The sequence below is a fragment of the Alkalihalobacterium elongatum genome (genome assembly GCF_019024285.1).
In the GTDB taxonomy this organism is placed as follows: Bacteria; Bacillota; Bacilli; order Bacillales; family Bacillaceae_F; genus Alkalihalobacterium; species Alkalihalobacterium elongatum.
The window spans coordinates 19584-33030 of sequence record NZ_WMKZ01000026.1; the positions used below are offsets into that span (position 1 = coordinate 19584).

Genomic DNA, 13447 nt, shown 5'->3' on the forward strand with positions numbered 1-13447 from the left:
GGAGGTTTTCTCATGGCTAAGAAAATGCCGGAAATCGGTGAATATAAATATGGCTTCAGAGACAAAGACGTTTCGATTTTCCGTTCGAAAAAGGGATTAACTCGTGAAATCGTCGAGGAGATTTCTCGAATGAAAAATGAGCCACAGTGGATGTTAGATTTTCGTATTAAGTCACTGGAGCAGTTCTACAAAATGCCAATGCCACAATGGGGTGGCGACCTATCTGAATTAAATTTCGATGACATTACGTATTACGTAAAGCCATCTGAGAAGTCAGAGAAGTCTTGGGATGAGGTTCCAGAAGAAATCAAAAACACGTTTGATAAACTAGGTATTCCTGAAGCAGAGCAAAAGTATTTAGCAGGGGTTTCTGCTCAATACGAATCAGAGGTAGTTTATCACAACATGCAAGAAGATCTTGAAGAGCAAGGAATTATCTTTAAAGATACGGACTCAGCTCTTAGAGAAAATGAGGACATTTTTAGAGAGTACTTCGGTACTGTTATTCCTCCTTCTGATAATAAGTTTGCGGCACTTAACTCTGCAGTATGGTCTGGTGGATCTTTCATTTACGTACCAAAAGGCGTAAAGGTTGAAACACCTCTACAAGCGTACTTCCGTATTAACTCTGAAAACATGGGTCAATTCGAGCGTACGTTAATCATCGCAGACGAAGATAGCCACGTACACTACGTAGAAGGCTGTACTGCGCCAGTTTATTCAACAAACTCACTTCATAGTGCGGTCGTTGAAATCATCGTTAATAAAGGCGGATACTGCCGTTATACGACGATCCAAAACTGGGCACCAAACATCTTTAACCTTGTAACAAAGCGTGCAGTTGCTAATGCAGGTGCAACGATGGAGTGGGTTGACGGAAACATCGGTTCGAAGTTAACGATGAAATATCCTGCAGTTGTAATGAAAGGTGAAGGTGCTAAAGGTACGATCCTTTCAATTGCTATTGCTGGTAAAGGTCAGCACCAAGATGCTGGGGCGAAAATTCATCACTTAGCACCGAATTGTTCATCAACGATCGTTTCTAAATCGATCTCAAAACACGGTGGTAAAGTTACGTACCGTGGGATCGCTCACTTTGGACGTAAATCTGAAGGATCTAAATCAAAAATTGAGTGCGATACGTTAATCATGGATAATCAATCCACGTCTGATACAATTCCTTACAATGAAATTCTTAATAACAACATCACATTAGAACATGAGGCGACAGTTTCTAAAGTATCTGAAGATCAATTGTTCTATCTAATGAGTCGTGGTATCTCTGAAGAAGAAGCGACTGAGATGATTGTTATGGGCTTCATCGAGCCATTTACAAAAGAATTACCGATGGAATACGCAGTAGAGATGAACCGTCTAATCAAGTTCGAGATGGAAGGGTCAATTGGGTAATAAAGAAAAGACCTTTATATATCAAGGGTTTAAGAGGTTTTGTGAAGTATAAAATCGAAGGCGTGCCGATTTTGTGCCGATTTAATTTTATCTTTTTGTGTAGGAGGCGAACTTTTGAAGTTCGTCTTCTTCCATTTTTTCGGTAATATCAAGATAGGTATCTGCTGTTGTATTAATTTTTTGGTGCCCTAGTCTATCTGATACAAATTTTAAACTTAACTTAGCTTCAATTAGAAGAATCGCATGTGTATGTCTGAAGCCGTGTGTGCCTTTATAATCAACACCAGCTTTTTTACAATAATCCTTCATTGTTTCACGGATTATAGAAGGTGTTAAATAATGACCGTTATAATTTTGAAATATGATGCCATCTTCGTTTTTACGAAACCTTGGATTTCCTATTATTAATTCATATTGCTTTATTTTGAACTTTTTTAGCTCACGTACTAAATCATTATCCATTTTGATTGTACGATATGATGAAGAATTTTTTAATGTTGTTAATTTCACTTTGTTTTTATCATCACGGCTTGTTTGCTTATCTATGGTTACCTTATCATCATTAATATCTTCCCATCTTAAAGCTAAAGCTTCAGATATTCTCAAGCCAGTTTTGCTTAAAAAGTACATAAGCATGTAATAAAGCTGATAATCAGGAAAGCGTTGGTGTTTATATACTTTCATGAAATCTAATAACTGATTTAATTCTTCAAGGCTGTAATATTTTACTTTTTCTTTTTTTATAGCCACAGTATCTTGAACAGGGACTTTTAATTTATCAGAAGGATTTTTTTCAAGGACTTCAAGTTCGTGTACAGCATGATGCAAAATACTTTTCATTACTGAAAGATATTTCAACCTTGAACCAAATGAATATTTTTCTTTTCCGTTATCACCTAGTTCACCAAATGAAGCAATCCATCTTTTTATTTCATTTCTTTTTATAGTCATAATTTTTTTATCTCCAAAAGAGGGCATAATGTGATTTCTAACAATTACTTCAAGTTGTACAAATGTTGACTCTTTTACATTTGCTTTTTTATGCTCAAGCCAGTCCCTCACAGCATCCTCAAATAACATATTTCGATCGTTTAAGGTTTGACCGTAATAGATACGTTCTTCAACCTTTGCAGCCTCAATTTCGGCTTCCTTTTTCGTACGGAAGGTTCCAATGCTACTTTCTTTACCATCTTTTGAAACTCGTGCTTGCCATTTTCCGCTTGGTAGCTTTCTAAATGTCGCCAATTTTCCTTAACTCCTTTCAATCCTTTAGAATAATTTTGATCATGCTATCTATTTTTGCTTTTTCCTCTTTTGTCAGAAGCCTGTCCTGGTAAAATAGTGGATCATCAGAATCCAGTAAAAAATTAAGCTTCTTTTTTTGTTCTTGCTTTTTTTGTTCTTGCTTTTTTTCCTCTTCTTGCTCCGCTAATGACCATTCTATATCGTCTCTTTCCTTTTTCATCTTTACATATTCATCTGGATCAATATATCCTGCTGCTACCAAAAAATCTTCTTGTGTTTCATCTAAACCTTTTGCCAATCTACTTAAAATTTCAGGTGAAGGTCTATTTCGTTTACCTCTTTCCAATTCAGAAATGTACATAGCTGAAACATTGGTCATTTCGGATAATTTTCGAATAGATAAACCTTTTTTAATTCTTCTTTCTTTTAGGTAGTTGTTAAATGTGGTAAACCCCATGTGTGTTTCCTCTCCTTTCTGCTTACAGTATAAACTATTTCCAGTTGAAATGTAAGTTATAACTTACTTTTTTTATTTTGTTGTATAAAATATAACGTACAAGGTAATATTTTATTGTGTAAGTTAAAACATACATTCAAGGAGGAAGCACATGCTTAACATTTCATTAGATGAAAGTGAATTGAAAAAATTATATTTAGAAGAAGTACGTAAACGCGTTGAAGAAATTGAAGAAGATATGTTCCTTATAGATAGCAAGGAACTTTGTAGAATGCTTTCATTAAGCAGACCAACAGTAGAGAAATTATTTATATACGATCCGAATTTCCCTTCTATGCGAGTGGGTAAGAAGTGGCTATTTAATCGTCAAGAAGTAAAGGAATATATCAACCGTTGGTCAAAAGATGTTAGGAAAAAAGGTGGCGTTATAGAATGGGATTAGAAAGCTTACTTAAGATAGCATTATTATCGAGATGTCATGAGATTTTTTAATATAGTTAAACAAAAAGATGAAAAAGTGAGGTTAAAGGGGTAAAAATGAATGTCAACAAAAATTGCAATGATTGAACCTTTTGAAACAGGTGTAACCTTAACTGTTACTGCATTTACAGACGGTTTTAATCGTAAAGCCACTAAAAAAGACACCGAAAAAATAATGACCTATATGAAAAAAGTGAACGTTTATTTTACCGAGCCACGATATGAACCGATAAAAAGATTTCTTACAATATTAGAACAAAGAAAACCCCATGTTTGTGCCAGCTGGTTTGGCTCGTCCATTTTGCAGGATGAAATTAAGAATTTCAGTTGTAATCTTATGTATTTTGATTTTGATAATGGAATTACGGATTATAAAGAATTTGAAAGAAAAGCAACAGAGTATTTTCATATTATCCAAAGATCATCTTCTTGGTCGGAGCAAAATCCTAAATACCATTGCTACAATATTTTGAATGAATATATTTATGATCTGGAACACTGGTGGCAAGTTTATGAAACATTATTCGAAAAATATGAAGAGGAATTTGGTTTGAAATTAGACGGTTCTATACATCCGACAAAGCTATGTTATGCAGGTTCTAGCGACTATGTATTTCATAATGATTTGCAGTTTATAGAAGTACCACAGAAAAAAACAAAAGAGCGAAAAACAAGTACATTTCTTCAAGGCATCGGCAATAATCACGATTTTGACTTTCGTCTGTTTAAAGAATGTATAGTGAAATTAACTGAAACAGGAATTTTGCTTACATATGAGCATTGGATAAGGTTCATTCTGGCTTTATGTAATTTGTTTCAAGAAGGTATGATTACCGAGGAACAAGCGTTGGAAATTTGTTCGATTATAGATGATGGTAAAGGTGAAACCTTTACGAAATTTGAAAGAGAAAAAGTCAAATTAAACAAATATTCAATAGGAACAATCATTTATTACTGTAAAAATGCCGAGATTTATGAAATCAAAAATGTGCAAAAAGCAAACCTGATTCCATTTCCATTTGCCATAAAAGACGATGTCTTATATAAAACGATTTTGAAAAAAGACGAATATCAAAAAGAGATATTGATGGTTTCACGTATGGTTCCTCGTATTTTAAGAAAGCTTTACAATGTTGAAAGCAACGATGTTTATTATGAGATTGCTTGGAAAGATAATGGGCAGGAAAAAAGGCAAGTGGTTTCAGCAGCAGTGATTTCCACAAAAAAGGAGCTGCTTACATTAGCAGCTAGTGGATTTTCTATTAATGATTTAAATTACAAAGATTTAATTAGATATTTTGATGATTATTTAGCTTACAACCATATAAATCAAGCCTATATGGTGCAACGGTTAGGGCATATCCAAAATGCATTTATCCATCCTTTGAATGCTCAGGGTGTAGAGATTGTTCCAAGTGACTATGGAGATAAACAATTGTTCGAATCCTTTAAAACAAAAGGAACAGTTGAGTCTTGGATAAAAGAACTATTTGATCGGGTTCGTATTTTTCCAAAACCACTTTTTCTAGTGTTAGCTTCATTCGCTTCCGTCATACTACATGATTTAAAGGTGCCACCTTTTATTGTAGATCTTTCAGGAAGCACTTCACAAGGGAAGAGTACAGCTCTACAAGTGGCTAGAAGTGTTTGGGGCAATGAAGGTTTAGTTAATGAATGGAATGCCACTAAGGTTTCGATAGAGCGCAAAGCAGGTTTTTTAAATAGCTTTCCACTTTACATGGATGATACCCGAAAAGTTGATGTGCGTATCTTGGCAGATGTGATTTATCAATTTTCTGGCGGTCGTTCGAAAGGGAGAGGAAGTTTAACGGGATCTAGAGGGGAAATGACTTGGACCAATATTCTTATTAGTACAGGAGAAGTGCCATTAACAGAATACGCAAAGAAGGCTGGAGGAGCTGCAGCAAGGGTAATTTCATTAGTCGATGAGCCTTTTGGAAAGATTAAGAACAATTATTTTTCGGATTTGTACAAAGCGCTTGAAGGGAATTATGGTGCAGTGGGGTTGGAATTCTTGAAGAAATGGCAGGAAGCAAAAAAAGATTTACTTTCGGAGTTTATAACCCTAAAAAACCACTATATTCAAAAGGCGAATGGCGATGAAGTTTTAACTAGGTTAAGTATGTATTTTGCTACAGTTCATTTTGCGGGTTTCGCTTTATCAAAACTACTTAATATTCAAATGGATTTAAAGTTGTTAAATAGACTGTTTGATGAAATGGCAAATGAAAACAATGCTATAGATAAGCCTAAGCAATTGCTTGAGGAAATTTTATATAAGCTAGATTCAAATCGTAAATATATAGCAAATCATCACACTCCTGATACAGTTTGGGCGATTTATAAATATGATACAGTGTGCCTTACACCTGATTTTTTAAGGCAGGAGCTGGGAGCAGAAGAAAAAATGATGCGGAATGAATGGAAAAAACGTGGATTTACACAAACACACCTTAAAGACGGGAAGCAAATTGATTATAAACAGGTTAAGCATAGGCATTGCAAATATAATGCTGTGATAGTGAATAAAGAGTTTTATGAAAAAACAGGCCTTGATTTTGAAGAAGATTACAACCAAGAAGAAGATTCGGATCAGTAGCCTTGCATAGTTGAAAGGTACAAGCTTGAAAGGAGGTGAGAAAATGAATGAGGAAACAAAAGAAATCCTTGAAGCAATTGAAAAAGATTACAATGGGCGCATTACAGCCAATGAGTTTTTTGAATTGCTTGAGAAAAAAGACTTTATGTTAGAAAGAAATTAAAAAGGTGGTTTGCGGCATCCATTAAGGGTAATAGAAAGTACTAAAGGTACCAAAACATTAATTATAAAAATAAAATTTTGGTACCTTATAAACATTGATATATCAAGGGTTGTTATAACAAAGTACTAAAAGTACTAAAAGTACTAAGGAAAATAAATATATATATATAGGACATTTTTAACCCTTATAAATATTTGTATATAAGTATGTGTTTCTATTAAAAGTGGTACTTATAGTACTTTCGGTACTTAATAGGGGAAAACCTTGATATATCAAGGTTTGGGCATATTACAATAGAAAAAAATACGTAGTACCTTTTTGGTACCCACCGTACCTTTTGATTAGGAGGAACAGCAATGTACACTTTTAATTGTCATGTTTGCAATGATGAATATTCACTTAACCTTGACGACTACGAATATTATTCGATTGATGAATTAATTGAAATGGCAGTACGAGTTTCAGCAATGGAACTGGAAAAAGCATGGATTCAAAAGAATGAATTACTTTATTGCGGTTCTTGCAAGCATAAAGGTGCTAAGATATATGAATTTAAGCGACCTACGCAATAAACTATAAATAATTTGGATGAATTACATTTAATATACAACGCTTCATAGTGTGTGTGCGGGTATTATCTTTATTGAATAACACCTCTTCTGACCTCCTCTAAATATAATCATAGAGGGTCTTTTTAATGGTATACAAAAGTTCATAGTATGCATAAAAATGACTCAAATTATGCAAAATAAAAGAAAATAACAAGAAATGTGGTGAATAAGGTGAAAAAAGAAGTCGAGACTCAAGCACTGATCGACAAAGGACGGAAAGCGTATTATCGTCAATATCGGCAGAAACCTGAAAACCAGGCAAAAGCTCGGAAATATCGGGATAGCTTTTTTCTTAAAATGGGTTTAGAGCAGTTAAATGCTAAAGGTGATAATGAGAGTAATATGTTATCGGGAGAGAAAAAAACATGAGTGAGTATATCTATAAAATTATAGGTTCACCATCCAAGAAGATTACAGCATTGAAAACAAAATATAATTTTAAAGAAATGAAGAAGGCAAGGTGGAAACGTGAAAATTAATAATTTGAATGTACTTGAAAAGGTTCAAGGATTTGTAAGACCTCCTGAAGAGAACCTGATTGAGATATACCTAAGCTACGAAGATGTACAGGCTTTAAATAGGTTAAAAAGCCGTTGGAACTTATACGGGAAACCAGATCCTAATGGTGAAGCCATAAGAAGAGCAATCGGTGAACGACATAGCATTAAAGAATTGACACTGTCAAAAACAGGACGTCACAATAATCAAGGTACAGTCTGGCTTGAAAAGGATGTACGGAAGACTTTGATAAAAGAAGCTAATGATGAGGGACTGAAGCCAGCTGAATATATTCGTGGAATAATCTATAGTCTCAATCAAAAGTTAGCTCATGAAGAAATTGCAGAACGTAAAAGCCGAGCTAAAATCAAGCATGATAACAGGGTATTATCATTTAGTACATATGTACAGCCAGAGCTTCGTGAAGTGCTTTATAAAAAGTATGGAAGATTGAGTGATAAAGAACTAATGAAAGCAGTAGAAAAGGATACTGTAGAATGGTTGTCAACCTTGAAATAGCCCCCCCCTATTTTTTGAAAATAGTTAAGCCTTGGGAACAGCGGCGCAAAGGGAACCATTTCCGACAAAGTGTAATTCTGAAAATTTTTTTTTAGAAAAGGGGGGGGCGAATGGTATCTTTTCAAGTTCATCGTTCTGTTGATTACATTGATTCACGAAAAAAGCAGTCTAAAGTAATCCGAACAACTAAATTGAATCTTAAAAAACGGCTGCAAAATTTAAGCGAACATAATTAAATAGTACAGTTTTAATTCATTTTCTTTTGTAATTTTATTAGTTGTAAACAAAAAAACTCCAATCTATTGGCAGCTATGTTAGATATGTAGCTGCTTTTTTATTGAACAATAATAAAATAGGTGTTCTATTTTATTAAAACTAACAGTTAAGAAGGTTGATGAACAGTTAGGGAAACGATCTGTTTACTTTGACAGCCACATCAAAGCATTGGTTGAAAAGAACAGCTTAGGATATCGTAATCAACTTGAACTAGGCTACTAAATAAAATATTTACAGCATAAAAGAGAACAATAGCACCGTGAAAAAGAAAATAAGACTCCTGCTTGAACTGACAGGAAATTTGAGAAGTAAAAGGTTCGACTGTAACTGTACTAAACAAGGGATGCTTGTATTTTATATTTTTTCATAGGGATTATTGTGGTAATATAAGTTATTTGGCCTTAGCCGTATAAAGTTTCCATTTTGACTATGAAAAATTTAAGTTATAATGGAGTAACAGTGTTTATATGAGGGAGATAAAAATGCAGCAGCAAAAATTATTTGATGGAAAAAATTATGTTAAACCACGACCAGTTTTAAAATGGGCTGGTGGGAAAACACAAATGATTGATATATTAGTATCTAATATGCCAAAACAATTTAATAAATATATTGAACCTTTCATTGGTGGAGGTGCTCTATTTTTTGAACTTTCACCTGAAAATGCAATAATTTCAGACGCTAATCCAGAACTGATTAACTTATATAAGGTTATCGCAGATGATGTAAATGAACTTATTGAGAAACTTAAAGAAATGAAAAATGATGAAGAGTATTATTATAAGGTTCGGGCAATTAATCCTGACACGTTAACAAATGTTGAAAAGGCTGCTAGAACTTTATATTTAAATAGGACATGCTATAACGGCTTATACAGAGTTAATAAAAAAGGGGAATTTAATGTTCCCTTCGGTAGATATAAAAATCCTAGAATTTGCGACGAGGACAACCTTCAAGCAGTTAGTAGATTATTAAAAAGAGCAACTATCATTCATGGTGATTACAAAGAAGTGCTTCGGGAATATGCAGAACCAAATGATTTTATATTTTTAGACCCTCCTTACCTCCCTATTTCACAGTATTCGGATTTCAAACGATACACTAAAGAACAATTTCATGAAGCTGATCAAAATGATTTAGCTGAAGAGGTAAAGCGGTTAAGGAATTTAAGTTGTAATGTTCTTTTAACTAATTCAAACCATCCGCTTGTGCATGAATTATATAATGAGTTTGAAATAAGTGTACATCAGACGAAGAGAAATATTAGTAGCAAGGCTTCAAAACGAACAGGAGAAGATGTGCTTGTTAAAGTGGAACCGTATAAGTGTAATATCATTGCGGAGTCATTAGAATTACCAGAGCAAATGGATAAATTTCCTTCGACTAGATTTATGGGCAGCAAAGAAAAGCTTTTGGGTTATATATGGGGAGTTGCATCTCAATTTAAGTTTGATTCTGTTTTGGATTTGTTCAGCGGTAGTGGGGTAGTAAGCTATATGTTTAAAACTCAAAATAAACGTGTAATAAGCAATGATTACATGGCATTTTCCGCGAATAACACAAAAGCACTAGTAGAAAATAGTCATATTGTGTTAACTAATGAGGACTTAGCAATAATTCTTGATGAAACAACACCTAGTGATGAATTTGTTTCTAATACATTTAAGGATTTGTATTTTTATGATGAGGATAACGCTTTCATTGATGTTGTTAGAGCAAATTTAAAAAAGCTAGAAAATGATACTAAAAAGTCACTTGTATTAGCGGCATTAGTGCGTGCTTGTTTAAAAAAGAGACCAAGAGGCATTTTTACTTACACAGGTCATCGTTATGATGATGGTAGACGAGATTTGACATTAACATTAAGGCAACAATTTTTAGAAGCAGTTGAAGCGGTAAACAATGCTGTTTTTGACAATGGTAAAGAAAACGCCTCCCTTCACGGAGATGCATTGACAACTGAACAGAAGGCAGATTTAGTATATATTGATCCGCCGTATTACAGCCCATTAAGTGACAATGAGTATGTTAGAAGATATCACTTTGTTGAGGGACTAGTAAGGGATTGGAAGGATGTTGAAATGCAATGGCATACTAAAACGAAAAAGTTCAAATCCTATCCTACGCCTTTTAGAACACATAAAGGAGCACACGATGCTTTTGATAATTTATTTGAGTATCACCAAAATAGTATATTAATCGTTTCATACTCTTCTAATTCATTACCAAGTAAAGATGAAATGGTAACACTAATGAAAAAATATAAAAAAAATGTTGATGTAGTATCAGTGAATCATAAATACTCTTTTGGAAACCAGGGGCATAAGGTAGGAAATAACAAAAACACTGTAGAAGAATATTTATTTGTAGGATATTGAGTTTAAAGGGGAGGGTGTTATGTCGGAAAAAGCATGGTATATAGGCAACACAACAATTCGGAATGCTAAAAGATTAAAAGATGGACTACGTGTCCTTGTTAACTCTTCATTACATGGTAACTTGAGCGGTAAGAATAATGAACAAGCATTTGCAAAATTACTTCATGATAAAGGTGTTGTCTTTGTAAAAAGACTAGAGGAAACACCTGAAAAAGATGCCAGTGATGTAGGTAGAAAATGGCGTGCAGCTTTAATGCAATTAGGGTTTATCAGACATCCAGAATCTGATAAACCTTTTACTGTTACCCCTAACGGTATAAGATTAATAAATGTAAATACTTTACCCGCGGAGCAGGAAGTTTTTCTAAGGGCATTATTAGCACATCAAATACCCTCTGTAATTGAAGACTTTCCTGAACCAGTATTTAGCCCCTTACGAATAGTTTTAGAAATACTAAATAGGTTGGAAGCTCAAAATTCAGAAGCTAAAATAACCAAGGACGAAATGGCTTTTATTGTTCAGGTAACTAGAAAAATTGATGATGTTAATAATGCTGTTGAAAAAATAAAACAATTTCGCACCAAATTAACACAATTCGATCGGGTAAGGGAGAAAAGACAATATATTAATGAATGTAGGGAAGAAGTTGCTAGCTATTTAACTAGTCAAAGTTCACAAACTTTGAAGGACTATGCTGATTCTAATTTCAGATATTTAAAATTAACTGGACTGTTTGTGGAAAACGGAAGTTCACTAAAGATTGCTTTACACAAACAGACTATTTATAAACAAATTATAACCGAGCCTTATATGCAAATACCATCTGAAGAGTATTTACACATCCTATGGAATGGCGCAATGCTCCCAACAGATAACGCAAGTAAAGCAGTGGAAGCTATAAATTCTACAGTTGCACTTTTGGAATCTAACGGGGAAGCTATATCATTACCTAATCTAACCTTTTTAAATGAACAAGACCTATCTCACCTTAGGTTGAATTTAGAAGAAGACTGGTTAAGAGTACTTGAAAAGAGGTATGCTAGTAATCAAATAAACGAGTGGGAAGATATTCTTGAATATCTAAAGGCGTTAACAAGACCAATTAGAAAAGGAAGCAAAATTCCTCAAGGGGAAGGTCCAGCTTATTTTGAATGGGCATTGTGGCGTGCCTTCTTGGCAATTAACCATTTAGAAAATTTACCTTGGGAAGCTAGACGTTTTAGAGTTGACGAAGAATTCTACCCATTGGGTCATGCTGTTGGCGGTGGGTCAGATTTAATATTCGAGTTTGAAGACTTTGTTATCGTAGGTGAAGTAACCCTTTCGAGTTCTTCTAGGCAAGAGGCTATGGAAGGAGCCCCTGTAAGGAAGCATGTTGCAGATATGGTTAATCACTATGCAAAGAAAGGGAAACGAGTGTACGGTTTGTTTATGGCAAACACAATTGATACAAATACTGCAGAAACTTTTCGCTTAGGTGTTTGGTATCAATCCGATGACACTAGACTGGACTTAGAAATATTGCCAATTACCTTGGAGCAGTTTACTTTGATTTTTGAGAATGGATTTAGAGGTGGTAACAGTAGGTTAACAAATAGAATGATTGAGAACCTCATTAAGAATTGCCGACAAAATTGTTCCTCACTAGACGCCCCATCGTGGAAGTTGATGATTGAAAAAGAAGTTAACCAATTTGCTAATGATATAAAAATAACTTCTTAATTGTTGTTTAATCCATGAATCATTAAATGTATTAATCCGATACTTTAGCTTTGGAAAAGGTAGATGGTAAGTAACAATTGTTATTTACCATCTTTTTAATATTTTTATTGGAAATGTTTCAGGTGTAAAATGCTACAAAAGTAATAAAAAAATTGTGAAAAAACTCAACAGTAGATATTATTAAACTATTGATGAAAATTATTTACATAATTTATTTATTTAAACAAATAGATCTAACATAGGAGGGGAGATCATGAAATTACCTAAAATCCTATTGGCTTTACTTCTAGTAAAACTTGTAGTTAATTCAACTATTGTATATGCTGAATCACCCAATCAATCCGTTGAAGAAGAAACTAATAACCAATATCTAAGGCTAGAAGAAAAAATAAGTAATTTAGAGGATGAAGTAAAGCAGAAGGTGGATAAAGAGCCTTATGAATCTTTATATAAGGCTTCTATTGAGAGGTTTCAAACAGAATTGGAATCTGTTAAAACTGATAGAGACTTTTTTTATTATTTATTAAATATTACATTAGTAGTTCTTGGACTCATAATTGCATTTGGGGTTTTTAATACGATTTATATTACAAATACAGCTAGAAGGTTAAAGAAAACCAACAAGGATGCAAAGGACAAAATAAATAATATTGAGTCAATTGATACACAAGTTAGTAAAAAGAAAACAGAAATTGACAACTTGGGTGATGAAGTAAAACAACAAGTTGAAGTAGTATCAGCAAAATCTAAAGAAATACAAGGGAAAGTTGATGAAATAGAGAATGTTTCCCTAGAAATAGGAAAACTTGAAGATCAAATGAAGGATAAGTTAGAAGAAATGTCAGCCAACTTAGATGCATTACAACAGGCTATAAAAGATTTTAAAGAAACTGGGGATACAGGGAAATTAACTGATGAATTAAAAGTAATTTCTGATACTGCTAAAAAATCAGTTGCCATTGACCCAATTATTGAAAAAGTTAAAAATGGTCACGAGTATGATCGTAAAGTTGGAGAAATAAACATTGAAGATGAAGAACTTTAAAAAACGAAAAGAGGTGAATTTA

The 13447-nt window shown here is 33.7% G+C and carries 12 protein-coding genes; 10 read left to right on the top strand and 2 right to left on the bottom strand.

Annotated features, from left to right (window positions below):
* Positions 1–12 precede the first annotated feature (12 nt).
* Positions 13–1410, top strand: a complete 1398-nt coding sequence (gene sufB / locus GKP30_RS18755) for a Fe-S cluster assembly protein SufB (RefSeq protein WP_216831004.1) — start codon at positions 13–15, stop codon at positions 1408–1410.
* Between the two features lie 87 nt (positions 1411–1497).
* On the opposite strand, the gene GKP30_RS18760 is transcribed toward sufB, so the two are convergent.
* The gene (locus GKP30_RS18760) at positions 1498–2655 is read right to left on the bottom strand and encodes a tyrosine-type recombinase/integrase (RefSeq protein WP_216831005.1); all 1158 of its coding nucleotides are present in this window, start codon (positions 2653–2655) and stop codon (positions 1498–1500) included.
* A gap of 16 nt (positions 2656–2671) precedes the next feature.
* Positions 2672–3112 (bottom strand): helix-turn-helix domain-containing protein, encoded by a 441-nt coding sequence (locus tag GKP30_RS18765; RefSeq protein WP_216831006.1) that lies wholly within the window; start codon positions 3110–3112, stop codon positions 2672–2674.
* Between the two features lie 151 nt (positions 3113–3263).
* Between GKP30_RS18765 and GKP30_RS18770 the strand changes: the two genes are divergently transcribed.
* From GKP30_RS18770 to GKP30_RS18805, 9 genes are all read left to right on the top strand, one after another.
* Positions 3264–3554 carry a helix-turn-helix domain-containing protein gene (locus GKP30_RS18770; protein WP_216831007.1) on the top strand — a complete coding sequence of 97 codons (291 nt, stop codon included), beginning with the start codon at positions 3264–3266 and terminating at the stop codon, positions 3552–3554.
* A 99-nt stretch (positions 3555–3653) separates the two neighbouring features.
* Entirely contained in the window at positions 3654–6212 is a 2559-nt protein-coding gene (locus GKP30_RS18775) for a DUF927 domain-containing protein (protein WP_216831008.1), read from the top strand.
* A gap of 519 nt (positions 6213–6731) precedes the next feature.
* Positions 6732–6947, top strand: coding sequence for a hypothetical protein (locus GKP30_RS18780; RefSeq protein WP_216831009.1), 216 nt, complete (start codon positions 6732–6734; stop codon positions 6945–6947).
* Between the two features lie 210 nt (positions 6948–7157).
* Entirely contained in the window at positions 7158–7355 is a 198-nt protein-coding gene (locus GKP30_RS18785) for a hypothetical protein (protein WP_216831010.1), read from the top strand.
* Between the two features lie 99 nt (positions 7356–7454).
* Entirely contained in the window at positions 7455–8003 is a 549-nt protein-coding gene (locus GKP30_RS18790) for a hypothetical protein (RefSeq protein ID WP_216831011.1), read from the top strand.
* A gap of 110 nt (positions 8004–8113) precedes the next feature.
* Positions 8114–8239 (top strand): hypothetical protein, encoded by a 126-nt coding sequence (locus GKP30_RS23810; RefSeq protein WP_268884701.1) that lies wholly within the window; start codon positions 8114–8116, stop codon positions 8237–8239.
* Positions 8240–8761: 522 nt separating this feature from the next.
* On the top strand, positions 8762–10657 hold the full coding sequence (locus GKP30_RS18795) for a Dam family site-specific DNA-(adenine-N6)-methyltransferase (protein WP_216831012.1): 1896 nt from the start codon (positions 8762–8764) through the stop codon (positions 10655–10657).
* A 19-nt stretch (positions 10658–10676) separates the two neighbouring features.
* Positions 10677–12380, top strand: coding sequence for an AlwI family type II restriction endonuclease (locus GKP30_RS18800; protein ID WP_216831013.1), 1704 nt, complete (start codon positions 10677–10679; stop codon positions 12378–12380).
* Between the two features lie 253 nt (positions 12381–12633).
* Positions 12634–13425, top strand: coding sequence for a prominin family protein (locus tag GKP30_RS18805; protein WP_216831014.1), 792 nt, complete (start codon positions 12634–12636; stop codon positions 13423–13425).
* Positions 13426–13447: the final 22 nt, after the last annotated feature.

Bases quoted from the DNA above. Each gene is read 5' to 3' on its own strand.
- GKP30_RS23810 (WP_268884701.1), top strand. From the start codon at position 8,114: ATGGTATCTTTTCAAGTTCATCGTTCTGTTGATTACATTGATTCACGA.
- GKP30_RS18805 (WP_216831014.1), top strand. From the start codon at position 12,634: ATGAAATTACCTAAAATCCTATTGGCTTTACTTCTAGTAAAACTTGTA.
- GKP30_RS18795 (WP_216831012.1), top strand. From the start codon at position 8,762: ATGCAGCAGCAAAAATTATTTGATGGAAAAAATTATGTTAAACCACGA.
- GKP30_RS18800 (WP_216831013.1), top strand. From the start codon at position 10,677: ATGTCGGAAAAAGCATGGTATATAGGCAACACAACAATTCGGAATGCT.
- GKP30_RS18770 (WP_216831007.1), top strand. From the start codon at position 3,264: ATGCTTAACATTTCATTAGATGAAAGTGAATTGAAAAAATTATATTTA.
- GKP30_RS18780 (WP_216831009.1), top strand. From the start codon at position 6,732: ATGTACACTTTTAATTGTCATGTTTGCAATGATGAATATTCACTTAAC.
- sufB (WP_216831004.1), top strand. From the start codon at position 13: ATGGCTAAGAAAATGCCGGAAATCGGTGAATATAAATATGGCTTCAGA.
- GKP30_RS18775 (WP_216831008.1), top strand. From the start codon at position 3,654: ATGTCAACAAAAATTGCAATGATTGAACCTTTTGAAACAGGTGTAACC.
- GKP30_RS18765 (WP_216831006.1), bottom strand. From the start codon at position 3,112: ATGGGGTTTACCACATTTAACAACTACCTAAAAGAAAGAAGAATTAAA.